The following is a 24885-nucleotide window of genomic DNA, read 5'->3' as shown; positions in this document are numbered from 1 at the left end:
GTGACAGAGGCTGTGACCGAGCCGGAGACCGTCGTGGAAGAGCCCGAAGAGGCGCCGCACGCCGGCCCCAGCCTGCACCAGCCCAAGCGGTGGTTCATCGCCGCCGGCGAGGTCGTCGCGATCGTCCTGCTCGCGATCGTCGCCGTGTGGTGCTGGAACCGCGGTGTCGTGCGGCTCGCCTACCCGCTCGAGGGCCGTGAGGCGTTGATCTCCACGCGCTACCACGGCAACTGGCTGGGCACCGCCGTCGGCGCGGTCACGCTGGCAGTGATCCTCGGACTCGACGCGGTGCGGCAGGTCGTGCTGGCCCTGCGCACCCGGCCGCAGAAAGCCGCGGAAGCCGACGTGTGAGACTGGGGCACGTGACTGCCAGTCGATCCCAGGCCCTGTTCGAGCGCGCGTCGGCGCTGACCCCCGGCGGGGTCAACTCTCCGGTGCGGGCGTTCCACTCCGTTGGCGGCACCCCGCGCTTCATGGTGCGCGGCGAGGGCCCGCACCTGTGGGACGCGGACGGCAACCGGTACGTCGACCTGGTGGCCTCCTGGGGCCCGATGATCCTCGGGCACGCCCACCCGTCCGTGGTCTCCGCCGTGCAGAAGGCCGCGGCGTCCGGGCTCTCGTTCGGCACGCCGACCGAGGGTGAGATCGAGCTCGCGGCCGAGCTGATCGACCGCGTCGAGCCGGTCCGCCAGGTCCGCCTGGTCAACTCGGGCACCGAGGCCACGATGAGCGCGATCCGTCTCGCGCGCGGTTTCACCGAGCGGCGCAAGGTCATCAAGTTCGCCGGCTGCTACCACGGTCACGTCGACGCGCTGCTGGCCCAGGCCGGTTCCGGCGTCGCGACGCTGGGCCTGCCGACCTCGCCCGGCGTCACCGGCGCGCAGGCCGCGGACACGATCGTGCTGCCGTACAACGACGTCGAGGCCGTGCGGAAGGCGTTCGCCGACAACCCCGGCGAGATCGCCTGCATCATCACCGAGGCCGCGGCGGGCAACATGGGCGCGGTCGCGCCGGGTGCCGACTTCAACGCGACCCTGCGGGAGATCTGCGACGCCGAGGGCGCCCTGCTGATCATGGACGAGGTCATGACCGGCTTCCGCGTCTCCCGCGCGGGCTGGTTCGGCCTGGAACGCGTCCGCGGCGACCTCTACACGTTCGGCAAGGTCATGTCCGGCGGCCTGCCGGCGGCGGCATTCGGCGGCCGCGCGGACGTGATGGCCCGCCTCGCGCCGTCCGGCCCGGTCTACCAGGCGGGCACGCTGTCCGGTAACCCCGTGGCGGTGGCGGCGGGCCTCGCGACGCTGCGCGCGGCGGACGAGGAGGTCTACCAAGCCCTCGACCGCAACGCGACGCGCCTGGGCGCGCTGTTCACGGCGGCCCTGACCGAGGCAGGTGTCGAGCACCGCGTGCAGTTCGCGGGGAACCTGGTGAGCGTGTTCTTCGGTTCTTCGGAGGTGAAGGACTACGCGGGCGCGCAGGCGTGCGAGACGTGGCGCTTCCCGCCGTTCTTCCACGCGCTGCTGGAACGAGGCGTGTACGCCCCGCCGTCGGCGTTCGAGGCGTGGTTCGTCAACGCCGCCATGGGTGAAGAGGAGTTCGCCGTGATCGCAGACGCGCTGCCGCACGCGGCCCGTGCCGCCAAGGAGGCCCGCAAGTGACCCGCACCGTCGTCCACCTGCTCCGCCACGGTGAGGTGCACAACCCGACAGGCATCCTGTACGGCCGCATCCCCGGTTTCCGGCTGTCCGAGCGGGGGCAGAAGCAGGCATTGACCGTGGCCGAGCATCTTGCCGACCACGACATCGTGCACGTGGTGGCTTCGCCGTTGGAACGGGCGCAGCAGACCGCTTCTCCGATTGCTGACTCGCACCGGTTGGAGTTGGCCACTGATGATCGGCTGATCGAGGCTGACAACCAGTTCGAAGGGTTGAAGGTCGCTGTGGGGGACGGGGCTTTGAGGTCCCCTCAGCACTGGCCGAAGTTGGTCAACCCGTTCAAGCCGTCTTGGGGTGAGCCGTACATCGAGATCGCTCATCGGATGTTGGGGGCGGTGCAGAAGGCTCGGGCTGCCGCTGAAGGGCATGAGGCGGTTTGTGTTTCGCATCAGTTGCCCATTTGGACGGTGCGGCGGTTCCTCGAGGGGAAGCGGATGTGGCACGACCCTCGTCGTCGTGAGTGTTCGCTCGCCTCATTGACTTCCTTGATTTTCGAGGGAGAGCAGCTGGTGCGGATCGCCTATTCGGAACCTGTCGGCGTCACCAACCCTCGGGTGACCGGCGCATGAAGCGGTTGCTGGTGCTGGTGCTTTTGCTTGCAGGGTGTTCTACGGGTAAGGACGCTGCTCAGATCGGGGCGGGCGAGTTCTACCTCGTCGCGCCCGGAGGGCAGGTCAAGATCCGGTACGCGCCGTCTGAGCGCAAGGAGCTCAAGGGGCTCGAAGGCGAGTCCCTGCTTGAAGAGGGCAAGACGGTCAAGCTCTCGGACTTCGCGGGCAAGCCCGTCGTGATCAACGTCTGGGGGGCCTGGTGCGGGCCTTGCCGGACCGAGGCGCCCGAGATGCAGAAGATTTTTGAAGCCGGGACTCAGGTGCTCGGGGTGGACGTCAAGGAAACCTCGAAGGACCATCCGCGGGACTTCATGAAGGACCGGTCGCTGACCTATCCGTCCATCTACGACGCTTCGTCGCGCAGTTTCATCAACGTTTTCAAGGGTGTTCCGGCCAACACCGTGCCGTCGACGTTCGTCGTGGACAAGAACCACAAGGTGGCGGCGGCGTTCCTGGTGCCGGTGCTGGCCTCCGACGTCCAGCCCGTCCTGGACGACCTGGCCAAGGAGTAACCCGTTCGAGTGGTTCCAAAAGTTACGCGGGGGCCCCGCGTAACCTTCTGGGGAACGCGGGGGCCCCGCGTCCGCAAGCATGACGTGCACGCGGGGAGCTTTCGTGCACTCCTGGCGCACGGGAGGTCCCCGCGTGCGGTCAGCGAACGGCGGGGGTGGTGAGCGAGGGGATCTTGGCCTTGAAGGCCTTGATCATTTCGTCCCTGCCGATCGAGTTGAACTGCTTGCCCAGGGTTCGCATGATCGAGTTGTCCGTTGGGCGGTACAGGCCGTTCTTGTAGTACCTGGCGCCTTCCAGCGGGGCGATCACGCCTCCGTCTGGAGAAGGTTTGCCCAGGTATTCGCCCCACTTGGCGCCGGTGGGGTCCTTGGTCACGTTCTTCTCGCGCGGTTCTGTGCCCGTGTAGGTGAGGTACGGGTAGTCGTACTCGTCGGCCAGGCCGCCGATCGAGTGGCCCAGCTCGTGGATGGCGATCTGGCCCGCTTGGGCGTTGGAGCCCGAGGCGGTGGCCACCGAGCCGCCTGCGCCGCCGTACTTGGTGGTGTTGCCGAGGGCGATCACCTGGTCTGCTTGCGGGGCTTGGGCCGCGTACTCCTTGGCCTTCGTTTCGTTGACGCAGAGGAGGCGTTCTGTGTTCGCGTCTCGGCCCTGGCACCAGAAGCCCATGTCCAGCGCGGTGTCCTTGAGGATGCCCCTGGTCGGATCGTGGTCCACTCCGGACTCGGTGGAGATCACGTTGACCTGCCAGACGTTGAAGTAGTCCTTGTAGGACGCGAAGGGCTCCACCGCGGAGAGTTCGTCCCACTTGCTCTTCACGTTGGCGGTGTAGGTCGCCAGGTCGTCCGCTGTGTAGCCGTCGCCTACGAAGACCAGGTCGAAGGCGTCTGCCGGGTCGCGGTCGCCGTGGATCTTGGTGACCTCGGCCGCGGCCAGGGCGCGGAAGGTCGTGGTCTCGGCTGGAGCCTTCGGGGTCAGGGCCTGGGTGATGGTGCCGTCTTCGTTGAAGACCTCGCGCCATTCCATGGCCGGGGCGGTGCTGCCGGCTGGTACCTGGGCGAACAGGGCCAGCGCTGTGAGCGTCAGCGCTGGGAGGAGCAGCCGGGGAAGATGCATGCGCTGACGCTAAGCAACCGTGATGTCACTCACAAGAGGCAATGGTAGGTAGTTCTGGGCTGGTGAGGACGGCGTCAAAAGTGATGCCGGTGCTCACGTGATCCGGGCAACTACCTACTCTGAGGTGTGTGAACCCCACCGATCTGGCGATCTCCGGGCCGTTGCTGCTGGCCACCGGGGTTGCTTTGCTCGCTGGATTTATCTCTTTCGCGTCGCCCTGCGTGGTGCCGCTGGTGCCCGGATATCTGGCCTATCTCGCTGGGCTGGTGGGGGCCGAGGCGCCTCGGGTGGAGGCCGAGGAACCCGCTGCGGCGGGGCGGTGGCGGGTGGCTGGGGCCTCGTTGCTGTTCGTGCTCGGGTTCACCGTGGTCTTCGCGCTGGCGTCGATGGCGATCCTCGGCGCTTCGGATGCCTTGTTCCTCAACGCTGAGCTGTTCCAGCGGATCGGTGGCGTCGTCACGATCCTGATGGGGCTGGTGTTCCTCGGACTCGTGCCCGCGCTGCAGAAGGATGTGCGGTTCCACGCCAGGCCTCGGGCCGGGGTGTTCGGGGCGCCCGTGCTCGGGGCCGTGTTCGCGCTCGGGTGGACGCCTTGTCTCGGGCCGACGTTGGCCGGGGTGCTGGCTGTTGCCCGGAGCACCGAGGTCGGGTCGTCGACTGTGCGCGGGGCCGTGCTGGTGCTGGCGTACTGCCTGGGGCTCGGGTTGCCGTTCGTGGTGCTCGCGCTCGGGGCGCGGTGGGCGTTGGGCGTCACCAAGTGGCTGCGCTCGCACGCGCGGCAGGTGCAGGTGTTCGGTGGTGTGTTGCTGATCCTGGTGGGCGTCGCACTGGTCACCGGGCTCTGGGGTGAGTTCGTCGGGTGGCTGCGCTACTCGTTCGTCGACGTCGTGAGGCTGCCTCTCTAGTGATCGCCTTCCTTCGCAACACGTGGCGCGGGCTCACCTCGATGAGGACCGCGCTGACCCTGCTGTTCCTGTTGGCGCTCGCGGCGATGCCGGGGGCGTTGCTGCCGCAGCTGTCGTTGAACGCGTCGAAGGTCGACGAGTACGTCGCCCAGCACGGGTGGTGGGGCGACCTGCTGCTCAAGCTCGGGTTCTTCGAGGTGTACGCCACGCCGTGGTTCGCCGCGATCTACCTGTTGCTGTTCACCTCTCTCGTCGGGTGTCTTCTGCCCCGCACGTGGGAGTACTTCAAGCAGATGCGCGCGAAGCCCGTGCTGACGCCGCGCAACCTCTCCCGCATGCCGCACCACGTGCAGGCCGAGCTCGACGTGACGCCGGAGGAGGCCGTCGCTCGGGCGAAGAAGGCGATGCGCGGGTGGCGGATGGAGACCGGCGAGGGCACGGTCAGCGCCGAGCGCGGGTACCTGCGCGAGACCGGCAACCTGGTCTTCCACTTCGCGTTGCTGGGTCTGCTGGTGTCGTTCGCGCTGGGCAAGATGTTCAGCTACGAGGGCCAGGTCATCGTGCAGGCCGACGGCGGGCAGTTCTGCAACGGCGGCATCTTCAACTACGACTCGTTCCGGCCGGGGCTGCGGATCGACGGCACGGACCTCACGCCGTTCTGCGTCGAGATCGGCAAGTTCTCCGCCGAGTACCTCGAGAACGGCCAGCCCGTCGGCTACCAGGCGGACATCCGGTACCAGTCGGGCGAAGATCTTCAGACCAACACCTGGAAGCCGTACAACCTCCAGGTCAACCACCCGCTGCGGACCGACGGCGACCGCGTCTACCTGCTCGGGCACGGGTACACGCCGACGTTCACGGTGACGTTCCCCAACGGCGAGAAGCGCACGCAGGGCATCCAGTGGCTGCCTGCCGACCAGCGCACGCTGGCGTCCGAGGGCGCGACGAAGTTCGACCCGCCGGGCGTGACGGACTCCGAGCAGCGGCGCAAGAACCAGATCGCGGTCACCGGGCTGCTCGCGCCGACGCCGTTGCTGCACGGCGGCATCCTGAACTCGAAGTACCCCGCCCTGAACAACCCGATGGTCGCCGTCGACGTGTACCGCGGTGATCTCGGCGTGGACGACGGCCGCGGCCAGTCGATCTTCTCGATCGACATGAACATGGTCGAGCAGGGCCGGTTGCAGAAGGTCGCGCGCAAGAACCTCGCGCTGGGTGAGGAGATCGCGCTCGACGACGGCACCAAGGTGCGGTTCGACTCCGTGAACGACTGGGTGTCGTTGCAGGTCTCGCACGACCCGACACAGGGGTACGTGCTGGTGTTCGCCATCCTGATCATCCTCGGCCTCGGGGTCTCGCTGACCGTCAAGCGCCGCAGGGTGTGGGTGCGTGCGACCCCTCGGGACGACGGGCGTACGTTGGTCGAGGTCGGCGGGCTGGCCCGCACTGACCAGGCAGGATACGGCGAGGAGTTCACGCGGCTGGCCCGCGCGGTGCTGAACGAGGAGAAGTCCTGATGCCGGTTGACGAGACCCTCGCGACCTACAGCGACTGGCTGTACCGCAGCGCGCTGGGCGTCTACCTCTTCGCGATCATGCTCTACGCCGTGGAGCAGGCGTTCGCCCGTGCGCCGCGCAAGAAGGCGCTGGTCGGGGCCGGTGCGCCGATCCCGGGCATCCTCACCGACGAGCCGAAGAGCGAGCTGTCGCGGACCGAGCGCATCGGCCGCATGGGCGCCGCGCTGACGGTGCTCGGCGCGCTGCTGCACCTGGGTTCGCTGGTGATGCGCGGCCTGTCCGCGGGCCGGGCGCCCTGGGGCAACATGTACGAGTACATGTCGCTGCTGTGCCTCGCCGCGGTGGTGACGTGGATCGTGCTGATGGCGAAGTTCCCGATCCGCCGCCTCGGCGCGTTCGTGCTGACGCCGATCCTCGTGCTGCTGTTCCTCGGCGGCACGGTCCTCTACGCCGAGTCCGCGCCCGTCCAGCCGGCGTTGCGCTCGTACTGGCTCGTGATCCACGTCTCGGTGATCTCGATCTCGTCCGGCGTGCTGCTGATTCCGGGTGTGACGTCGATCCTCTACCTGCTCAAGGACAGCAAGGCCGACCGCTTCCCCAAGCTGCCGTCCGCCGACGTGCTGGACCGCATGTCGTACCGGACCACCGTGATCGCGTTCCCGCTGTTCACCGCGGGCATCATCCTCGGCGCGATCTGGGCCGAGGCCGCGTGGGGCCGCTTCTGGGGCTGGGACCCCAAGGAGACGGTGGCGTTCGTCTCGTGGGTGGTCTACGCGGCGTATCTGCACGCGCGCGCGACGGCCGGTTGGCGTGGCCGTGGGGCCGCCTGGATCAACGTCGTCGGCTTCGCGTTGAACGTGTTCAACCTGTTCTTCATCAACTTGGTCACTACCGGGTTGCATTCGTACGCGGGTCTCTAACGAGTTAAGCCCCCAGGTCGATGGAACCGGTGCTGGTTGCGTACCGTCGCAACCTGGGGGTCGGGGAGGTCTCGATCCTCCTTGCTCAGGGAGGGCCACAGCGGTGACATGGCAACCACCGGGTGAGGAACAGGGCTCCGGCCCGCAGTACGTCGACCCGCAGACGGCCTACCTCGACCCGCAGCAGTCCGGTCCGCAGCACGTCAGCGGCGGCCCATCAGGCCCGTACCACGTGGGCGGCAACCAGTCAGGCCCCTACCAGGTGCCCGGCAACGCCTCCGGCCCGTACCAGGTTCCCGGCAACGCGTCCGGTCCTTACCCCGTGCCCGGCTCCACGTCCGGCTCGTACGCGGTGGACGGAGCGTCCGGCCCGTACCAGGTGGGCGGCGGCCAATCGGGTGCTCATCCGGTCGGTGGCGGCCAGTCCGGCCCCCACAACACGAGCCAGTACGGCCAGTTCGCCGGCTCCTCGTTCCCCAACAACTTCCCGCAGCAGCCGTACCGCTCGCACGCGCAGGAAGTCTCGTCGCAGCAGCTGATCAAGAAGGAGAAGCGTCCGCCGACGTCGGGCTGGCGCAAGTCGCTGCACTCGATCACCGGCGGTGCCGTCAACCTCGGCGAGAGCCCTGCCGACGTGCGCCGGCGCGAGCTGATCGCGCGGATCAACCAGCCGTTGCGCGGGTGCTACAAGATTGCGATGCTGTCGCTCAAGGGCGGCGTCGGCAAGACCACCACGACCACGACGCTGGGTTCGACGTTCTCGTCGCTGCGCGGTGACCGGGTGATCGCCGTCGACGCGAACCCCGACCGCGGCACGCTGGCGTTGAAGATCCCGAGGGAGACCACGGCGACCGTGCGGCACCTGCTGCGCGACGCCCCGCGGATCACGAAGTACAGCGACGTCCGCGCGTACACGTCGCAGTCGCCGGCGCGGCTCGAGGTGCTGGCGTCCGAGCAGGACCCGGCCGTGTCGGAGGCGTTCAGCGAGGACGACTACCGCCGCACGGTGGCGTTGCTGGAGCACTTCTACAACATCGTCCTGACCGACTGCGGGACCGGACTCATGCACTCCGCGATGAAGGGCGTGCTGGACGAGGCCGACTCGCTGGTGCTCGTGTCGTCCGGCTCGGTCGACGGCGCGCAGACGTCGGCGGCCACGCTCGACTGGCTGGAGGCGCACGGCTACCGCGATCTGGTCGCGAAGTCCGTGTGCGTGATCAACTCGGTTCGCCCGAAGTCGGGCAAGGTCGACCTAGACAAGCTCGCGGCGCACTTCCAGCAGCGGTGCCGCGCCGTGGTCCGCCTGCCGTTCGACGAGCACCTCGAAGAGGGCGCCGAGATCGCGCTGGACCAGCTCGCGCCGGAGACCCGGCTGGCGTTGCTGGAACTCGCCGCAGTCGTGGCGGACGACTTCCCGCACAACTGAGACGCGTACGGCGAAAGGGGCCCTGAGGACAGGGCCCCTTTTCCGGTCACTCGTCGCGTTTGCGCTGCTCGTCGAGCTTGCGCAGGAACTCCGGGTCGTCGTCAGGGGCGATCACCTTGCGGCCCGGGGTGTACTCCGAATGCTGCGGGGCGAACGCTCGCCACACGAGCACAGCCACGGTGAGCGCACCGATCACCGCCAGCAGGTAGATCATCTGGTCGCCACCTCCCTTTGCCACGAGATTACCCGCGGCACAGGGATTACTACGGTTTCAGTGGCGGACGGGTTCAGTCGCCTCGGTCGTCAGCTCCGAAAGCAGAGCCTTCACCTCGGTCTCACGGAACCTGCGATGTCCTCCAGGGGTGCGAATCGAGCCGATGCGACCTGCAGTGGCCCATCGGGTCACGGTCTTCGGGTCGACCCGGAACAGATTGGCGACTTCCCCAGGCGTCAAGAGCCGCTCGGTGGCTGCAGTCACTCGTCCTCCTCAGATCAGACGTTCCGGTCCGATCGTGGCATCTGACCCATCAGGTACTCGAACGCTTGTTTTTTGGTAAAGAGGTAGTAAGGGACGACCGGCGCGATTCGGACATGGTTCGCTGTACGCGGGGCCCCCGCGTCCTCTCCTGGAGTACGAAAGCTCCCCGCGTACTCTCAGGACTAAGGTGTCGCGGGTGGATGCTCTTGATCGACAGATCATCGCCGCACTGCGCGCCAACGGACGGGCCACGTACGCCGACCTCGGCAGGCAGGTCGGCCTGTCCGCCTCCGCCGTGCACGAGCGGGTCGGGAAGCTCGAGGCCAGCGGTGTGATCGTCGGGTACCACGCGGTCGTCGACCCCAGCGCGGTCGGCCTGGGCGTCACCGCGCTGATCGGCATCCACCCCACCGACATCGCGGACGACAACGAGGTCGCGGACGCGTTGAGCGAGCTCGTCGAGGTCGAGTCCTGTTACCGGGTGGCGGGCGACGAGTCGTTCATCGTGAAGGTCAGGGTGGCGACCGTGGACGACCTGGAGCGCTCGCTCGGGCGGCTGCGGCGCATCCACGGCGTGGCCCGCACGCGCACGACCGTGGTGCTGTCCACGCGGTTCGAGGGGCGCCCGAACACCGGTGACGAAGCGGGCGACGTAACCTGAACGGGTGCTGGCTCGTGATGTGACGCTCTACGTTCTCGCCCGCCTCGGTCTCGTCGCGGTGGTGACGGGCGCACTCATGTTGTTCAACGTTCCTTTGCTGCCCGCGCTCGCGGTCGGCGTGGTCGTGGCGCTGCCCGCGTCGTTGTTCATCTTCAAGGGGCTGCGGCAGCGCGTCGCGGCCGGCCTGAACGAACACCAGGCGGCACGCAAGGCCGAGCGGGACAAGCTCCGGTCCGAACTGCGTGGTGACGAAGGTCCTGTCACTCAGGCTTAGGCCGTTTGCGCGGCTATCGTGCCGCTGTGAGTACCTCCGTTGACCGTTGTTGCAGCAGGACCAGGCACTGGGTGTGCGAAGCCGTCAAGATCATCGAGGCGGACGCCAACCGCAGCGCGGACACGCACCTGCTGCGCTACCCGCTGCCGCTCGACTGGGGCATCGACCTCTACCTGAAGGACGAGTCGACGCACCCCACGGGCTCGTTGAAGCACCGGCTGGCGCGGTCGTTGTTCCTCTACGCGATCTGCAACGGCTGGATCACCGGCGGCACGCCCGTGATCGAGGCCTCCTCCGGCTCCACGGCGGTGTCGGAGGCCTACTTCGCGCGGCTGCTGGGGCTGCCGTTCATCGCGGTGATGCCCCGCTCGACCTCGGCGGAGAAGGTCTCGCTGATCGAGCGGCAGGGTGGCAGGTGCCACTTCGTCGACGAGCCGTCGGCGATCTACGACGAGTCGCGGCGGCTGGCCACCGAGCTCGGCGGCCACTTCATGGACCAGTTCACGCACGCCGAGCGCGCGACCGACTGGCGGGGCAACAACAACATCGCCGAGTCGATCTTCGACCAGATGAAGCTCGAACCGTCGCCGGAACCGGACTGGGTGGTCGTCGGGGCGGGCACGGGCGGCACGTCGGCCACCGTCGGCCGGTACATCCACTACCAGAAGCTGACCACCCGTCTGGCCGTCGTCGACCCCGAGCACTCGGTGTTCTTCGACGCGTGGCGGGACGGCAACCCCGACCTGGTGGGCACGCGTGGCTCGCGGATCGAGGGCATCGGGCGGCCGCGGGTGGAGCCGTCGTTCATCGGTCAGGTGATCGACCGCATGATCAAGGTGCCGGACGCGGCGTCCGTGGCGACCATCCGGTACGTGGAGGACCTGCTCGGGCGGCGGGTCGGCGGTTCCACCGGTACGAATCTGTGGGGAGCGTTCCAGATCGTGGCCGAGATGCGGCAGTCTCGCACCCGCGGCAGCGTGGTGACTCTGCTCTGTGACGGCGGCGAGCGTTACGCGAACACCTATTACGACGACTCATGGGTAGCTGCACAGGACATGGATCTCGATCCGTGTCTCGAACGCCTGAACAACTTCCACCGCACGGGGAACTGGTGACGAGAGTTCTGCGTCACAGCGTGACCTGAGCACCTGAGTCCGCAGGGGGGACGCTGTGTCGTCGCTGTTCACCGACGCGGCCGAGCTGCGCGCGTACGCCGAGTACCTGCGCACCGAAGCCCAAGAGTTCGAGACGATCCGCAAGTACGTCCACGCCACGGCGTGCGACAAGGGCGGCTTCACGGGCCTGCTCTCGTTGCTCCAGCCGGGCGTGGACGTCGTGCGCGCGCTGTTCGACGAGACGCTCGACTACGGCAAGTCGAAGCTGGAGGGCACGGCTTCGGCGGTGGACGCGACGGCTCAGGTCTACGAGGACGTGGACCGGGCGCAGATGGTGATCTTCGGGGGGCTGCTCAAGTGACCACCTCCTACTCGGACCCGCGCCCGGTCGTGGCGTCCCTGAAGCAGCCGGAGATCGACAGAGCCTCGCTCAACGACGTCCTGCAGGACCAGGGCTGGGGCGTGCAGGCCGTCAACTGGGTGTTCGAGGCGGTCACCGGCGAGTCGCTGGTCGCCACGATCATCACGCCGATCACCGGTGACTGGACGAAGATCCGCGCCGACGGCGACGCGTGGCGCATGGTCGGCAACGCGATGAACGACGTCTCGTACAACCTCACCGACGCCGTGGGCAAGGTGCGCGGCCACTGGGACGGCGACGCCGCACGTGCCCACGAGAAGTACATCGCCCTGGGCTGGAAGGCCGGCCTGCTCGCCGAGATGGGCGTGGCCCAGCTGATCGCCAAGGGCTTCGACACGGTCGCCTCGGGCGCCGAGGCCCTGGGCAAGCAGGCCGCGCGGCTGCTCGACTACCTGGTCAACAAGCTGCTGGAAGCCGCCGCCACCGTCTGGATCCCGCTGGCGGGCTGGATCAAGGCAGCCGAGATGGTCTGGAACGCGTACCAGATCTACCGGCGCGTGATGGACATCATCGACACGGTCCAGAAGCTCATCTCGGACGTGAAGGCGCTCTTCGACGCCGTCGGCCGCGTGTTCTCGGCCATCGGCAAGCTGAAGGACGCCGACACCCTCGCCGAGGCCATGAACGCCACCCAGGAGGTGGCCGAGGCCGGTCGTGACGTCCGCAACGCGGTCAACGACATCCACGACGACATGACGTCCATCAAGGACTCCGCGACCGAGATCGCCGACCGCGGCCACGACATCGGCTCGAAGGTCCGCGAGGTCTACACGCCGCCGGGTTCGCCTGACGACGGCACCAAGGCGGCCGCGGTCACGTCCGTGGCTCCGGGCGGTGCTCCGGTGTCGGCGCCCCCGACTCTGCACGGCTCCGACGCCCCTGCCACGCACGCCGCGGCGGTCGGGGGCCCTGCCGTGTCGGCGCCGCCGTCGGTGGGTTCGGGTGGCGGCGGTGGTGGTGGCGGTGGCGTGCCGACCGGTGGCGTGCCTACCGGTGGTCACGCGCCTGCCGGCGTCCCGACCGGTCACGCAGGCTCCGGCGGCGCCCCCGCAGGCACCCCGCCGCGCCTGGACACGACTCACGCGGCAGGCGCAGCTCCCACCGCGGCCCCGCCGACCCACTCCCAGACGCCCATGGGCGGCGCGATGCCGATGGGCGCTCCCATGGCTCCCGGTGGAGGCGGCGATCAGACTCGGAGCTCGGGCTCACGTCCGGGCGGCTCCGGCGTCCCGGCCTTCCCGAGCGCAGGCACCCCGTCCGGGCAGGCAAAGCCCCCGACCGGTCTGCCCACGCCTCCCGGACACGGCGCGTCGGGCCTCCCGACCGCGCCCGGCCAGACGCCGGCCTCGGGAGGGGCGAGGCCTGGTGGCCTGCCGACCTCACCCTCGGGTACCGGTAGCCACGGGTCGGGCGCGGGCACGCACCCGACTCCGGGCTCTGCCGGTTCGCACCCGACGCCGGGCGTCGGCGGTACGCATCCGGGTGGCGCGCACTCGACTCCGGGTTCTGCTGGCACGCACCCGACTCCGGGTTCTGCTGGTTCGCACCCGACCCCAGGTTCCGGCGGCACGCATCCGGGTGGCGCCGGCGGTGGTCTGCCGACTCCTCCGAACTCCGGCGCTCACCCGTCAGGCCCTGGCGCGCACCCGACGCCTGGTGGTTCCGGCAGCCTGCCCACGCCTCCCGAACACCCCAGCGCAAGCTCCGGCACGGCAACGGCCCCCGCTCCCTCCACGGGCGGCGGCCTCCCGTCGCCTCCGGGACACCCGTCCCCGAGTACCGGCGGCGGTCTGCCTTCGCCTCCCGGACACCCATCCCCGAGCGCCGGCGGAGGACTTCCCTCGCCTCCCGGGCACCCGTCGCCGAGCTCCGGCGGTGGCCTGCCCGGACACCCGAGCCCGGACCACTCGACGCCCAGCGGTTCAGGCGGCACGACGCCGCACGACCCGTCCGGCCCGCGCCCCCACGACACGACCCCGCACGACTCCGGCACCAAGCCGCACGACGCGGACGGCCAGCCCCACGACGCCACCAAGCCGCACGACGCCGCCGACAAGCCCCACACCGACGGCCAGTCCCACGACGCGAAGCCTCACGACACCGACACGAAGCCCCATGACGGCGACGCGAAGCCTCACGACACCGACACGAAGCCGCACGACGGCGACACCAAGCCGCACGACGGAGCCGACACCGACAAGCCCCACGACACCGACACCAGCGGCGCCGACGACGTCAAACCCCACGACCCCCAGCCCGACCACGACGCCCCGCCTGCCCACGACACCGACCCCAAGCTGCAGACCGACGACGCATCCCCGGGCCACACCGGCGACGGCGACGGCGGCAACAGCAACCCCGCCCCCAGCGGGCCCGACCTCAAGGGGCACTTCGACGCCGCGGCCATGGCTGCGCAGGGGCAGGGTTACCAGCACCAGCTCGAGCAGATCCTGCCCAACCAGGCTGACAGGGACCGGTACGTCGAGCTCAGCCAGAAGCTCTCCACCGACCTCAGCGCGGCCGAGGCCCAGCACGTGGCCGACGTCCGCAACCAGATCAAGGTCGGCACCGGCGACATCGTCACCAAGGCGTTGAACCAGCAAGCGCTCAGCACCTATCTGCCCGACACCCCGCACGCTGCGGGCAGCAAGCAGGAGACCTGGCAGGGGCAGTTGGGCGGTTCTGTCGCACGTGGGCAGGACGTCGTCGACATCAACACGCCGGCCGGGCTGCGGGACGGGCTCGCCCTCGACGACAAGGGCAAGGGCTGGACGCCGATCCCGGACGGCGCGCCGTCGGCCATGCAGCTGCGGTACGAGGTCACGGACCAGAACGCCGATGCGCACAACGTGCCGTTCGGCGGGCCGAAGAAGGACGTGGCGGACTACGCGTCGCCGCAGGAGCAGGCGCACTACGAGGCCAGCCAGAAGCAGATGGCGGCGGCGGGCGGCTCGTCCAAGGTCTACGACGGGTACGACCCCTTCACCGGCACCGGGTACACGATGGGCGGTGTGCCCGAGTGGCGTGTCGACGGTGGCACGCCGTTGCCGGATCGTGCCGAGATCTGGCAGGTCAACGCGGACGGAACTGAGAAACTGCACGCCGTGTACGACCGCAAGTTCGGTGGCTGGACGAAGATTCCATGACCCAGTACTCCCAGGAGATGGCCGAGTACCGCGGCGAGGTGTTCTTCGCGGGTGCGGAAGGCCCGGACCACGTCTGGATCCGCAAGGTTCCAGGCGTCACCTACGCGAACCAAGAAGGCTTCCAGACGTACGGCAACCGTGAGCTCAAGACGGTTGCCGTCACGGAACTCGACGCCTGGTACCGCGAGACCTGCACCGCTACTTGGCGCGGGCAGCCGTTCAACGTCGTCAAAATCGACAACGGCGAGGCGGAGGCCGGGTACGCGGGCGGCGAGTACGTCTGGGCGGCGGAGAACGGTCTCGAAGGCGACCAGTACAACGGTTACCACGCCACGCTCGACGTCGACGAGCTCGCAGACGTGCAGGTCGACCGCACCGACTTCCTGGCGCGGTGGAAGGAGAACAACCCGGCATGAGCACCCCACAGGCCGTGCGCAAGGCGGCCGGCATCGGGCCGGAGACGATCCTGCAGAAGATCGTGCACCCCGCGATCGCGCAGCTCTACCTGGGCAACGTCGTCGTGCCGGGCAAGTTCGAGCCGCACCGCGCCGCCGGGTTCGTCACGCGCGGGCAGGACTTCCCGCAGGGCACGTCGGATCAGTTCGCCGAGGCGTTCGGCGTCGACAAGGTCGCCGACTGGCCGAAGGGCACGCAGTACCTGCTGCGTTTCCTCGCCCACACCACGGAGATCTTCGACACGAGCTTCGGCGGGCCGACGCTCGAAGGCGCGCAGAAGATGGGCACGACGCGCGTCTACCCGCTGCCGTTCACCGGCACCGGCTACACCCCGAGCTCGCAGCCGATCCCCGAGTACGTCATGGAGCTCGCCGAGCTCCCCGCGGGCACCGAGCTGTGGCGGTTCGAGCCGAACGGCGAGGGGCGCAGCGTCGGCAAGTACGTCAACCGCCAGACCGGCTGGATCCCCACCGGTGACGTCGGCTTCGGGCCCGGAAGGTACTGGCAGGCACCGGTTCCGCTGCGGCCGACCGTCCGTCGTGGACTGATCGGCAGGTACCGCGGCCAGGACTTCGACGTCGACTTCGGGACCACGCCCGGCTCTGTCCTGCTGCACCCGCTGGCCGGTCAGCCCACACCGCCGGACTTCGCTGAGGGGTTCCTCGAGGTGCCGGACGCGGTCGTCGAGGACCTCCAGCTCGTCCGCACGCTCTGCACGTACCGGGGAGCCGAGTTCGAGATCATCGGCGTCCTGGGCGACCAGGCCGTGCTGCACTTCGTCGGTGAGAACTACGAAACGGCCCAGCAGCTCGGTCTGTCCGAAGTAGACTTCCGGCAGTGGCGCACCCTCGCCCAACGCGCCGAGGTGAGCGACATCCGCGGCGAGGCGAGGCCGATCCAGCGCGGTCTCTTCGGCAGGGAGAACTAGCAGATGACCACCCCGAACGACAGCTGGAAGACGCCGGAGCTGCGCGCGGCGGAGGCCCAGGTCGACGCGCGGTTCAAGGAGGCGCAGGACCTCGCGAACCGCCTCAAGGACACGCCGCTGCCGCCGATCCCGCCCGTCGACTTCAAGGCGATCGCCCAGCAGGTCGAACGCGCGGCGCAGGAGAAGGACGCGCCGGAAGCGCTGAAAGCGTTGAAGCGCAAGGTGGACGCGGGCGAGTTCTCGTGGGAGGACGTCGTCTCCGGCAAGGCCGCCCAGGACCCCGACGTGCAGGCCATGCAGCAGGAGAACGTCAAGAAGATGAAGCAGGCGTTCCAGATGCTTCAGGAGGGCATGACCGCCGACGAGATCATGAACGCGCAGGGTCCGCGCAGAGGCCGGGGCGACGACGGTGACGAGAACGACCCCGACATCTTCGCGGAGGACAAGTGGTGATGACGGCCTGGCGGACACCGGACATCCTCGCGGCGGAGGACTTCCTGACGAACGCCGTCGCCGAGACGGACCGCGCGATGCGGTCCGCCCAGCAGGGGCTCAAGGCCAGGGAACCGTCCACTGAGGACATCCGCAGGGTCATGCAGTTCGCCAAGTCCAGCGACGCCTCACCGGCGATGCGCCAGCTCGCCGACCGCATCGCGCGCGGCGCGGGCCTGAGCTGGCGGCAGGTCCTCACCGGCGAGGCCAGCCACGATCCGCTGGTGCGTCAGGCCCTGGAGGCCGACCGCGCGAGGCTCGACGAGCTGATCAAGGGCGAGGCGGCCCCGCCACCACCGCCGCGCCGGCCCGCGCGCACCGAGGACGACGAGCCGACGCAGTTCACCGAAGACGCCTGGTAGCCCAGGGCCTCAGTCGAGGAACAGACCGGCGCTGACCAGGACCGCCCAGGCCAGCATCGCGATCCCGGTGAACTGCAGCACCGGGATCAGGTCGCGGCCGCCACGCCCGGCGACCACCCGGCGCACTGCGGGCAGCAGCACCGGTGCCGCGAGGAACCCCAGCAACGCGTAGGGCACCCGCACGGTCATGCCGAGAGCGATCAGGAACGGCACGGCCACCAGCGCCAGGTACAGCCGGCGGGTGTCCTTGTCGCCCAGCACGACGGCCAGGGTCCGCTTGCCCGACACGGCATCCGTGGGGATGTCGCGCAGGTTGTTCGCCACCAGCACCGCGGCCGAGATCGACCCCATCGCGATGGACGCGCCGATGCCGATCCCGGTGATCTCACCGGTCTGCACGTACAGCGTGCCCAGCACCGCGGCCGGGCCGAAGAAGAGGAACACCGCGATCTCGCCGAGGCCCGCGTAGCCGTACGGGCGCTTGCCTCCGGTGTAGAACCACGCCCCGGCGATGCACACCGCGCCGAACGCGATCATCCACCAGTACCCGGACAGCGCCACCAGCGCGAGTCCCGCCAGCGCGCCGATGCCGAGCGAAATGAACGCCGCCAGCCGCACCTTGGAGGGCTCGGCCGCACCGGAACCGGTCAGGCGGAACGGCCCCACCCGGTTGTCGTCGGTGCCGCGGATGCCGTCGGAGTAGTCGTTGGCGTAGTTCACGCCGATCTGCAACGCCACCGAGACGAGCAGGGCGAACGCCGTGTAGACGGGCTTGAACTCGTCGATGTGGTGTGCCGCCGCCGCGCCCACGATCACGGGTGCGATCGAGTTCGGCAGGGTGCGGGGGCGGGTCCCCTGGATCCACTGGACGACTGAGGCCATGCCTCCATCCTCCGCCATGACCACTGAGGACCCGCCAACGGGCCTATCAGCAGCTGGTCGCTCCGGAGACGCCCGCCACGTAGGCCTTGGCGATGTGCTTGCCGGACGCGATGCGGTACCAGACGTTCGAGGTGCCCTGCGTACCCGTCACCGACTCGCCCGTGAGCTGGCACGTGACCCTGACCTGGGCGTGGTTCGCGGCCAGACCCACCTGCGACGTGTCGGAGTTCGCGCCGCTGCGGACGTTCACCGTGCCGTTGGCGGCGGAGGTGCGCACCGTCCCCACAGGACCGGAGCCGGTCCACAGGTAGGTCACGGTCACCCAGGAGTTCGTGGTCAGCTTGAGGCCGTCCCAGAACGTGCCGTCGGCCAGGTCGATGCCGGCGGGGTTCGCCACCTCACGCCCGTACTGGTCCTTGCCGCCGTTGTAGTTGTTCTCGTACGCGGCCTGCGCTTCCGGCTTGCCCTGCGGCAGGTCCTTCCACATCTCGCGCGTCGAGGACGGGTTCCAGTAGTCGTCCTTGGTGTTCCACGGGCCGACGTCCCAGACCGGCGCCCACTCGCAACGGCCGTTCGACGCGCAGATCTGCACGCTGTAGCTGCCGGAGTTGTTGGGCGCCAGGCCACGCCGCGACGGCAACGCCACGAAGTGGTCGCGCGAACGGATCGTGTGCCCGTTCGCCGTCGTGCCACCGACAAGACCCTCACGCGTCGCGTACACCCGGTACGAACGTCCAGCAGCAGCAACGGAAACGTCCTCCGAAGCCGCGGGCACGCTGGAAGCCGACAGCTTCACGTGCGACGCCTTGCCATCGCTGAGAACCACGCGCGTCTGGACGGTCGAGGTGGTCACCGGCAACGTGGCCGGCGCCTGGAGCCACTCGGTCCACTGACCGTCCGGACGCAGACCGCGCACGTCGACCACGCCGTCGCCGGTCACCGCCGCCGTGACCGCGTTGGCGGGCTGAGCGAGTCTGTGCGACCCGAGTTCGATCAGGCCCGTCCGGGGAGAACCGCCCCAGGTGACGGCGTGGCCGCTGAGGTCGGCGGACCACTCGTTGCCGGCCGCCTGGGCGGGAGAGGCCAGTCCGACCACCAACGTGGCTCCGACGACCAGCGGTAACAGGTAGCGCATGAGAAAACCCCCATCGCCAACGCGCGCGGTGGGGTCCGCGCGCTTCGCGGGGAGAGTCGTCCTCAGCGGTAAAGGTTCACCTAAATAGGTCCGCTACAGCCGTTCTGTCGACTTTGCCCGGTCCCCGCAACGGCAGCTCGGACACGAATCGCACCAGCTTCGGCGCCGCCTCCCTCCCCACGGCGTCCGCGACGGCGGCCTTCAGTTCGTCCACGGAAGGCTCCACCCCGCGAGCAACGACGACCGCGGCCACGACCTGGCCCCACTCGTCGTCCGGCACGCCCACGACGCACGCCTCCAGCACGCCCTCGACGGTCGACAGGGCCCGTTCCACCAGCACCGGAGGCACCTTCTCGCCGCCCGTCACGATCACGTCGTCGGCGCGGCCCAGCACCTCCAGCCGCCGGTCCCGCAGCCGCCCGAGATCACCGGTGCGGAACCACTCGCCGAACGGCTCGGGGTTGCCGCGGTAGCCCAGCGCCAGCACCGGTCCGCTGATCTCGATCACGTCGTCGGTGCGCACGCGTACGTCTCGAAGCGGCTCACCGTCGTACACACACCCACCGGCCGTTTCGCTCATGCCGTACGTGGTGACGACCTGCACGCCGAGCGCGCGCGCCTGCTGGAGGAGCTTCGGCGGGGTGGCTGCGCCGCCGATCAGCACGCCGTCGAACTGCCGCAACGACTCGAGGCCCGGGCCCTCACCCACGACGAGCCGGGAGAGCTGCGTGGGCACCAGCGCGGTGTAGTGGCGTCCGGGCTGGGCGAGCACCGGCCGTGCGGCCTGTGCGAAGCCCATGGCCCGGAAGCCCTTCGACATGTCGAGCACGCCGGGCGTGGTGCCGGCGACGATCGACCGCACCAGGACCTGGACCCCGGCGATGTGGCTGGTGGGCAGCGCCAGCAGCCACGTCCCGGGCCCGCCGAGCCGCTCGTGGGTGGCCTCCGCCGAGGTGGTGAGGGCCGCGGCGTCGAGCAGCACGGTCTTCGGCTCGCCCGTCGACCCGGAGGTGGGCACGCCGAGCACGGCCCGCTTCTCCCAGCCGTCGAGCGGGCCCTCGACCAGCGGTTCTCCGCCGCTGAGCGCGGCGCGCAGCTCGTCGATCATCAGAAGTAGTACGGGTAGTTCGACCAGTCGGGGTCGCGCTTCTCCAGGAAGGCGTCCCGGCCCTCGACGGCCTCGTCGGTCATGTACGCGAGCCGGGTCGTCTCACCGGCGAACAGCTGCTGTCCCACCAGTCCGTCATCGATCAGGTTGAACGCGTACTTGAGCATCCGCTGGGCGGTCGGCGACTTGCCGTTGATCTCGCGCGCCCACTGCAGCGCCGTGGTCTCCAGCTCCGCGTGCGGTACGACGGCGTTGACCGCGCCCATCCTGTGCATCTCCTCGGCGGAGTAGGTGCGGCCGAGGAAGAAGATCTCGCGCGCGAACTTCTGCCCGACCTGCCGCGCGAGGTAGGCCGACCCGTAGCCACCGTCGAACGAGCCGACGTCCGCATCGGTCTGCTTGAACTTCCCGTGCTCCTCGCTCGCGAGCGTGAGGTCGCACACGACGTGCAGGCTGTGCCCGCCACCCGCGGCCCAGCCGTTCACGACCGCGATGACGACCTTCGGCATGAACCTGATCAGGCGCTGGCACTCCAGGATGTGCAGCCGTCCCGCCCGCGCCGGGTCCACGGTGTCCGCGGTCTCGCCGGACGCGTACTGGTAGCCGCTGCGGCCACGAATGCGCTGGTCACCACCACTGCAGAAGGCCCAGCCACCGTCCTTGGGGCTGGGGCCGTTGCCGGTCAGCAGCACACAGCCGACGTCGGACGACATGCGCGCGTGGTCGAGCGCGCGGTACAGCTCGTCCACGGTGTGCGGCCGGAACGCGTTGCGCACCTCGGGCCGGTTGAACGCGATGCGCACCGTGCCCTGGTCGATGGCGCGGTGGTAGGTGATGTCGGTGAAGTCGAAGCCCTCGACGGACTTCCACAGCGACGGGTCGAAGAGCTCCTGGTCTGCCACGATCTGAGACTCTAGGCGGTATGAATCCGTCCACGACGCAGGCGAGGGTGATCGTCGACGAACTGGTCCGCAACGGCGTCCGCCACGTCGTGCTCTCCCCAGGTTCGCGCAACGCCCCGCTGTCGTTCGCACTGCACCAGGCCGAACAGGAGGGCCTGCTCACGGTGCACGTGCGGATCGACGAGCGCAGCGCGGGGTTCCTCGCGCTCGGCCTCGCCAAGACGGGCACGCCCGCCGTCGTGACGTGCACCAGCGGCACCGCGGTCGCGAACCTGCACCCGGCCGTCATCGAGGCGCAGCTGACGAACGTGCCGTTGATCGCGCTCACCGCCGACCGCCCGGTCGACCTCTACCGCGCCGGGGCGAGCCAGACGATCAACCAGCACGACCTCCTCGGCATCCCGACGTTGCACATGCCGGAGGGTGCCGACGAGCCCACCACGCGTTCGCTGGTCTGCCGCGCCATCGCCACCGACGGCCCGTCGCACGTCAACGTGCCGTTCCGCCCGCCGCTCACGCCCTCCGACGACGCGTGGCCGGTGTCCGCCCGCGGTGGCCCGTGGACCGCGACCGACCGCACGGTCACCGTCGAGACCCGCCCGTCCGAGCTGCCCGCGCGCACGCTGGTGCTGCTCGGCGACGACCGTCCGGAACGCCTCCGCAGGGCGGCAGAGCTCGGCTGGCCGGTGATCGCAGAGCCGACCGCACCGAACGGCCTGCGGCACGGCACGTTGCTGCTCAACGCGGGCCTGCCCGAGCACCTGCGGCCGGACGCGGTGCTCGTCGTCGGCCGCGTGACGCTGTCCAGGGGGCAGCAGGCGTTGCTGAAGGACACCGAGATCGTCCACGCCGTCGGTGACCAGGCTTTCTGGCCGGACACGCAGTTCACCGCCACCCGCGCGTCGACCTGGCTGCCCCAACCGTCCGAGCACGACGCCGAGTGGCTCCAGGCGTGGCAGAGCGCGGTCAAGAACGTCAGCGCCGCCGTCGACGAACTCCTGGACGCCGAGCCGTGGCCGACCGGCCTGCACGTCGCGCGCGACCTCACCCAGGCGATGCCCTCGGGCTCGTTGCTGTTCGTCGGCTCGTCCAACCCGATCCGCGACGTCGACTTCGCAGGCGAGCGGCGTCCGGACATCACCGTGCACGCGAACCGCGGTGCCGCGGGCATCGACGGGAGCGTGTCCACGGCCATCGGGCTCGCCCTGAACCACCAGGGGCCCGCCTACGCGTTGATGGGCGACCTGACGTTCCTGCACGACAGCAACGGCCTGCTGGCCGACCGCGTACCGGACCTGACGATCGTCGTGCTCAACGACGACGGCGGCGGGATCTTTTCGTTGCTGGAACAGGGCGCCCCGGAGTACGGCCGCAGTTTCGAGAGGATTTTCGGAACGCCGCACGGCGCGGATCTGACCGCTTTGTGCGCGGGCTACCGAATTTCGCACTCCACAGTGGACGGCCAGGAGGAGTTCCGTAGCGCACTTGCGTCACCCGAGGGCCTCCAAGTGGTCGAAGTGCAGGCAAAACGTGACGAACTGCGCGTGTTGCACCAACGTCTCAAGTCGACTGTGTCAACGGTTTTCAGCAGATAGGAAACATACGTAAGTCGGTGGTTCGTGCCGCAAACGTGTGGATAGCGTCCCGCGCATGTCGATCAGATCCAAGGCGACGGCCGCGGTGGCGTCCGCGGCCGCGATGACGCTCTTCGCGGGGACGGCGCTGGCCGCGTCTCCGGGTGCACCTGGCGCCGGTGACCCGTACTTCCCGGGGTACGGCAACGGCGGATACGACGTCTCCCACTACGACATCAGGCTCAACTACAACCCGGACGGCGACCAGCTGTCGGGCACGACGACGATCCTGGCGAAGGCCACCGAGGACCTGACGCAGTTCAACCTGGACTTCCTGCTCAAGGTGAAGTCGGTCCGGGTGAACAACGTGCCGGCCTCGTTCGTCTCCGACGACGGCGAGCTGATCCTCACGCCGCGCGGTGGCGTGCGGAAGGGCCAGAACCTCACGATCGTCGTCACCTACGCCGACACGCCGTCCGCGGTGAAGGACCGCAACGGCTTCACGGCGTGGACCAAGACCACCGACGGCGCCCTGGCCATCGGTGAGCCGGAAATCGCCTCCTGGTGGTTCCCGTCGAACGACCACCCGACCGACAAGGCCACCTTCGACGTCAACGTCGCCGTCCCGAACGGCGTCGAGGCTATCTCGAACGGCACGTTCGTCGGCCAGACCCGCCAGATCAACGGCTGGACCCGCTGGAACTGGCGCAGCACCAAGCCGCAGGCGACGTACCTGACGTTCCTGACGATCGGCCAGTTCGAGATCCGCCAGTCGACCACGCCCTCCGGCCAGCCTTCGGTCAACGCGTACTCCGAGCGCCTCGGCGACAACGCCGACGCCGCCAAGGCCAGCATCGAGCGCACGCCCGAGGTCATCGAGTTCCTGACGGAGAACGTCGGCCCGTACCCGTTCGAGGCACAGGGCGGCGTGGTCACCCCCGACCTCGGCTACGCGCTGGAGAACCAGACCCGCCCGACCTACGACACGGCCTTCTTCCGCCGCGGCGCCAACACCTACGTCGTCGCCCACGAGCTCGGCCACCAGTGGTTCGGCGACTCGGTGTCGGTCCACCACTGGCGCGACATCTGGCTGAACGAGGGCTTCGCCTCCTACATGGAGTTCCTCTGGTCCGAGCACATCGGTGAGGGCACGGCACAGGAGAACGCCGACTTCACCTACGACCTGTACCCGGCCGACAGCCCGTTCTGGGACGTTCTGCCCGGCGACCCTGGTGCCTCGAAGGTGTTCGACGGCGCTGTCTACGACCGCGGCGCGCTGGCCGTGCACGCCCTGCGCGTGGCCGTGGGCGACGAGAAGTTCTTCGAGATCCTTCGCACGTGGACGGCCGAGAAGAAGTACTCGGACGCCACGATCGAGGAGTTCATCGCGCTGGCGGAGCGGGTGTCGGGGCAGCAGCTCGACGAGCTGTTCCAGACGTGGCTGTTCACGAAGGGCAAGCCGGCGCAGGCACCCGGACGTGACTCGGCTGCGGCTGCCGCGAAGACCTTGTCGGTGACGGCTGAGCCGAAGTCGCGGGCGAAGATCCAGCTGACGCACGAGCTGCTGGACGCGCACAAGTGACCGCTCGTCTGACGGCGATTTTCTGTCAGACCGGCTGAGTACGTTATGACGCAGGGGTTCCCAGCTCGGGGGGACCCCTGCGTCAGCGTTTTCACCCGAACGAGCCCGTATCGTGGACCTGATCCAAGTCATAGCTTCGGTGGATGTCGCAAAGCACTCCATCCACCGCGTACAGCCGGGATCTAGGTGACGAACTGCGCCGGCTGCGCGAAACCTGCACCGACCTCAAAGGCGCCCAGGTGGCCGCCCAGCTCGGCTGGGACCCCAGCAAGGTCTCGACCATCGAGCACGGCAAGGCGCGGCCCAGCGAGATCGACCTGGTCCAGTTCCTGACGATGTGCGGCAAGGACATCGACTTCTTCGAGGACTTCAAACGGCGCTACCGCAACGCGTTCGACGAATACATCGTGCAGCTGCCCGGCAATCTGCGCACCGTTGCGATGGCAGAGTCGACCGCCACGAAGATCTTCAGTTACAACACGCTCACCGTGCCAGGTCTCCTGCAAACAGCCAGGTACGCCGAGTGCCTCTGCCGAGCGGCCGGGATGACCGTCGAAGAGCAGATCCCAGCGCTCGTGCAGGCTCGGATGGACCGCCAGGCGATCTTGCGGCGGCACGATCGGCCGGATTGCGTGTTCTACATCCATGA

27 protein-coding genes are annotated in these 24885 nt (G+C 68.9%); 20 read left to right on the top strand and 7 right to left on the bottom strand.

Annotated features, from left to right (window positions below; translation table 11 throughout):
- Genes AOM45_RS47765 through AOM45_RS47750 form a run of 4 tightly spaced genes read left to right on the top strand, consistent with a single transcriptional unit; the run spans position 1 to position 2838 of the window.
- A complete protein-coding gene (locus AOM45_RS47765; RefSeq protein ID WP_035913983.1) occupies positions 1 to 351 on the top strand; it encodes a hypothetical protein in 351 nt (116 codons plus the stop codon).
- A gap of 11 nt (positions 352 to 362) precedes the next feature.
- A complete protein-coding gene (gene hemL, locus AOM45_RS47760; protein WP_035913972.1) occupies positions 363 to 1658 on the top strand; it encodes a glutamate-1-semialdehyde 2,1-aminomutase in 1296 nt (431 codons plus the stop codon).
- Positions 1655 to 2284: a histidine phosphatase family protein gene (locus tag AOM45_RS47755; RefSeq protein WP_030473860.1), complete on the top strand. Its 630-nt coding sequence runs from the start codon at positions 1655 to 1657 to the stop codon at positions 2282 to 2284. The genes hemL and AOM45_RS47755 overlap by 4 nt, the downstream gene beginning before the upstream one ends.
- Positions 2281 to 2838, top strand: a complete 558-nt coding sequence (locus tag AOM45_RS47750; RefSeq protein WP_030473859.1) for a TlpA family protein disulfide reductase — start codon at positions 2281 to 2283, stop codon at positions 2836 to 2838. The genes AOM45_RS47755 and AOM45_RS47750 overlap by 4 nt, the downstream gene beginning before the upstream one ends.
- Positions 2839 to 2977: 139 nt before the next feature.
- Here the strand turns inward: AOM45_RS47750 and AOM45_RS47745 are convergent, their stop codons facing one another.
- On the bottom strand, positions 2978 to 3952 hold the full coding sequence (locus tag AOM45_RS47745; RefSeq protein WP_030473858.1) for a M64 family metallopeptidase: 975 nt from the start codon (positions 3950 to 3952) through the stop codon (positions 2978 to 2980).
- Between the two features lie 128 nt (positions 3953 to 4080).
- Here AOM45_RS47745 and AOM45_RS47740 point away from each other — a divergent pair, with 128 nt between their 5' ends.
- The 4 genes from AOM45_RS47740 (at position 4081) to AOM45_RS47725 (ending at position 8720) form a co-directional block, all read left to right on the top strand.
- On the top strand, positions 4081 to 4857 hold the full coding sequence (locus tag AOM45_RS47740; protein ID WP_030473857.1) for a cytochrome c biogenesis CcdA family protein: 777 nt from the start codon (positions 4081 to 4083) through the stop codon (positions 4855 to 4857).
- A 41-nt stretch (positions 4858 to 4898) separates the two neighbouring features.
- Positions 4899 to 6374, top strand: coding sequence for a cytochrome c biogenesis protein ResB (resB, locus tag AOM45_RS47735; RefSeq protein ID WP_051784799.1), 1476 nt, complete (start codon positions 4899 to 4901; stop codon positions 6372 to 6374).
- A complete protein-coding gene (gene ccsB, locus AOM45_RS47730; RefSeq protein ID WP_030473855.1) occupies positions 6374 to 7294 on the top strand; it encodes a c-type cytochrome biogenesis protein CcsB in 921 nt (306 codons plus the stop codon). The genes resB and ccsB overlap by 1 nt, the downstream gene beginning before the upstream one ends.
- 103 nt (positions 7295 to 7397) lie before the next feature.
- Positions 7398 to 8720, top strand: coding sequence for a MinD/ParA family ATP-binding protein (locus AOM45_RS47725; protein ID WP_081902826.1), 1323 nt, complete (start codon positions 7398 to 7400; stop codon positions 8718 to 8720).
- 46 nt (positions 8721 to 8766) lie between these two features.
- Here the strand turns inward: AOM45_RS47725 and AOM45_RS52090 are convergent, their stop codons facing one another.
- Together AOM45_RS52090 and AOM45_RS50380 are read right to left on the bottom strand one after the other, a co-directional pair.
- The gene (locus AOM45_RS52090; RefSeq protein ID WP_086667950.1) at positions 8767 to 8934 is read right to left on the bottom strand and encodes a hypothetical protein; all 168 of its coding nucleotides are present in this window, start codon (positions 8932 to 8934) and stop codon (positions 8767 to 8769) included.
- Positions 8935 to 8991: 57 nt separating this feature from the next.
- Positions 8992 to 9198 (bottom strand): BldC family transcriptional regulator, encoded by a 207-nt coding sequence (locus tag AOM45_RS50380; RefSeq protein ID WP_030473853.1) that lies wholly within the window; start codon positions 9196 to 9198, stop codon positions 8992 to 8994.
- Positions 9199 to 9394: 196 nt separating this feature from the next.
- On the opposite strand from AOM45_RS50380, the gene AOM45_RS47720 reads away from it, so the two are divergent.
- The 9 genes from AOM45_RS47720 to AOM45_RS47680 are packed head-to-tail and all read left to right on the top strand — an operon-like array spanning position 9395 to position 17053.
- Positions 9395 to 9859, top strand: a complete 465-nt coding sequence (locus tag AOM45_RS47720; RefSeq protein WP_030473852.1) for an Lrp/AsnC family transcriptional regulator — start codon at positions 9395 to 9397, stop codon at positions 9857 to 9859.
- Between the two features lie 4 nt (positions 9860 to 9863).
- Positions 9864 to 10133, top strand: a complete 270-nt coding sequence (locus AOM45_RS47715; RefSeq protein WP_030473851.1) for a DUF4229 domain-containing protein — start codon at positions 9864 to 9866, stop codon at positions 10131 to 10133.
- Between the two features lie 26 nt (positions 10134 to 10159).
- Complete coding sequence (cds1, locus tag AOM45_RS47710) at positions 10160 to 11248, top strand: L-cysteine desulfhydrase Cds1 (protein WP_030473850.1); 1089 nt, start codon at positions 10160 to 10162, stop codon at positions 11246 to 11248.
- A 55-nt stretch (positions 11249 to 11303) separates the two neighbouring features.
- A complete protein-coding gene (locus AOM45_RS47705; RefSeq protein WP_051784793.1) occupies positions 11304 to 11609 on the top strand; it encodes a hypothetical protein in 306 nt (101 codons plus the stop codon).
- Complete coding sequence (locus AOM45_RS47700; RefSeq protein WP_030473848.1) at positions 11606 to 14815, top strand: hypothetical protein; 3210 nt, start codon at positions 11606 to 11608, stop codon at positions 14813 to 14815. The genes AOM45_RS47705 and AOM45_RS47700 overlap by 4 nt, the downstream gene beginning before the upstream one ends.
- Positions 14812 to 15231, top strand: coding sequence for a hypothetical protein (locus AOM45_RS47695; RefSeq protein WP_030473847.1), 420 nt, complete (start codon positions 14812 to 14814; stop codon positions 15229 to 15231). The genes AOM45_RS47700 and AOM45_RS47695 overlap by 4 nt, the downstream gene beginning before the upstream one ends.
- Positions 15228 to 16199, top strand: coding sequence for a hypothetical protein (locus AOM45_RS47690; RefSeq protein ID WP_030473846.1), 972 nt, complete (start codon positions 15228 to 15230; stop codon positions 16197 to 16199). The genes AOM45_RS47695 and AOM45_RS47690 overlap by 4 nt, the downstream gene beginning before the upstream one ends.
- Positions 16200 to 16202: 3 nt before the next feature.
- The gene (locus AOM45_RS47685) at positions 16203 to 16652 is read left to right on the top strand and encodes a hypothetical protein (protein ID WP_051784792.1); all 450 of its coding nucleotides are present in this window, start codon (positions 16203 to 16205) and stop codon (positions 16650 to 16652) included.
- Positions 16652 to 17053, top strand: coding sequence for a hypothetical protein (locus tag AOM45_RS47680; RefSeq protein ID WP_030473844.1), 402 nt, complete (start codon positions 16652 to 16654; stop codon positions 17051 to 17053). Before AOM45_RS47685 ends, AOM45_RS47680 begins: the two co-directional genes overlap by 1 nt.
- 9 nt (positions 17054 to 17062) lie before the next feature.
- Here the strand turns inward: AOM45_RS47680 and AOM45_RS47675 are convergent, their stop codons facing one another.
- From AOM45_RS47675 to AOM45_RS47660, 4 genes are all read right to left on the bottom strand, one after another.
- Positions 17063 to 17935, bottom strand: a complete 873-nt coding sequence (locus AOM45_RS47675; RefSeq protein WP_030473843.1) for a 1,4-dihydroxy-2-naphthoate polyprenyltransferase — start codon at positions 17933 to 17935, stop codon at positions 17063 to 17065.
- 46 nt (positions 17936 to 17981) lie between these two features.
- Positions 17982 to 19070, bottom strand: coding sequence for a DUF8814 domain-containing protein (locus AOM45_RS47670; RefSeq protein ID WP_030473842.1), 1089 nt, complete (start codon positions 19068 to 19070; stop codon positions 17982 to 17984).
- Between the two features lie 76 nt (positions 19071 to 19146).
- Positions 19147 to 20178, bottom strand: a complete 1032-nt coding sequence (menE, locus tag AOM45_RS47665; protein WP_030473841.1) for an o-succinylbenzoate--CoA ligase — start codon at positions 20176 to 20178, stop codon at positions 19147 to 19149.
- A complete protein-coding gene (locus AOM45_RS47660; protein WP_030473840.1) occupies positions 20178 to 21080 on the bottom strand; it encodes a 1,4-dihydroxy-2-naphthoyl-CoA synthase in 903 nt (300 codons plus the stop codon). The genes menE and AOM45_RS47660 overlap by 1 nt, the downstream gene beginning before the upstream one ends.
- A gap of 20 nt (positions 21081 to 21100) precedes the next feature.
- Between AOM45_RS47660 and menD the strand changes: the two genes are divergently transcribed.
- From menD to AOM45_RS47645, 3 genes are all read left to right on the top strand, one after another.
- Complete coding sequence (menD, locus tag AOM45_RS47655; protein ID WP_030473839.1) at positions 21101 to 22675, top strand: 2-succinyl-5-enolpyruvyl-6-hydroxy-3-cyclohexene-1-carboxylic-acid synthase; 1575 nt, start codon at positions 21101 to 21103, stop codon at positions 22673 to 22675.
- Positions 22676 to 22730: 55 nt separating this feature from the next.
- Positions 22731 to 24236, top strand: coding sequence for a M1 family metallopeptidase (locus tag AOM45_RS47650; RefSeq protein ID WP_030473838.1), 1506 nt, complete (start codon positions 22731 to 22733; stop codon positions 24234 to 24236).
- Between the two features lie 143 nt (positions 24237 to 24379).
- The coding region (locus tag AOM45_RS47645; RefSeq protein WP_156249785.1) for a Scr1 family TA system antitoxin-like transcriptional regulator at positions 24380 to 24885 on the top strand (506 nt) is incomplete at its 3' end.

Origin of the sequence: Lentzea aerocolonigenes (assembly GCF_000974445.1) — a bacterium.
GTDB classification, from domain to species: domain Bacteria; phylum Actinomycetota; class Actinomycetes; order Mycobacteriales; family Pseudonocardiaceae; genus Lentzea; species Lentzea aerocolonigenes.
Note: the sequence above shows the minus strand (reverse complement) of the source record. Positions and strands in the feature narration are given on the sequence as shown.

Coding starts and splice junctions, on each gene's coding strand:
- AOM45_RS47750 (WP_030473859.1), top strand. CDS start 2,281: ATGAAGCGGTTGCTGGTGCTGGTGCTTTTGCTTGCAGGGTGTTCTACG.
- AOM45_RS47745 (WP_030473858.1), bottom strand. CDS start 3,952: ATGCATCTTCCCCGGCTGCTCCTCCCAGCGCTGACGCTCACAGCGCTG.
- resB (WP_051784799.1), top strand. CDS start 4,899: ATGAGGACCGCGCTGACCCTGCTGTTCCTGTTGGCGCTCGCGGCGATG.
- ccsB (WP_030473855.1), top strand. CDS start 6,374: ATGCCGGTTGACGAGACCCTCGCGACCTACAGCGACTGGCTGTACCGC.
- AOM45_RS52090 (WP_086667950.1), bottom strand. CDS start 8,934: ATGATCTACCTGCTGGCGGTGATCGGTGCGCTCACCGTGGCTGTGCTC.
- AOM45_RS47695 (WP_030473847.1), top strand. CDS start 14,812: ATGACCCAGTACTCCCAGGAGATGGCCGAGTACCGCGGCGAGGTGTTC.
- AOM45_RS47690 (WP_030473846.1), top strand. CDS start 15,228: ATGAGCACCCCACAGGCCGTGCGCAAGGCGGCCGGCATCGGGCCGGAG.
- AOM45_RS47685 (WP_051784792.1), top strand. CDS start 16,203: ATGACCACCCCGAACGACAGCTGGAAGACGCCGGAGCTGCGCGCGGCG.
- AOM45_RS47680 (WP_030473844.1), top strand. CDS start 16,652: ATGACGGCCTGGCGGACACCGGACATCCTCGCGGCGGAGGACTTCCTG.
- AOM45_RS47675 (WP_030473843.1), bottom strand. CDS start 17,935: ATGGCCTCAGTCGTCCAGTGGATCCAGGGGACCCGCCCCCGCACCCTG.
- AOM45_RS47670 (WP_030473842.1), bottom strand. CDS start 19,070: ATGCGCTACCTGTTACCGCTGGTCGTCGGAGCCACGTTGGTGGTCGGA.
- menE (WP_030473841.1), bottom strand. CDS start 20,178: ATGATCGACGAGCTGCGCGCCGCGCTCAGCGGCGGAGAACCGCTGGTC.
- menD (WP_030473839.1), top strand. CDS start 21,101: ATGAATCCGTCCACGACGCAGGCGAGGGTGATCGTCGACGAACTGGTC.
- AOM45_RS47650 (WP_030473838.1), top strand. CDS start 22,731: ATGTCGATCAGATCCAAGGCGACGGCCGCGGTGGCGTCCGCGGCCGCG.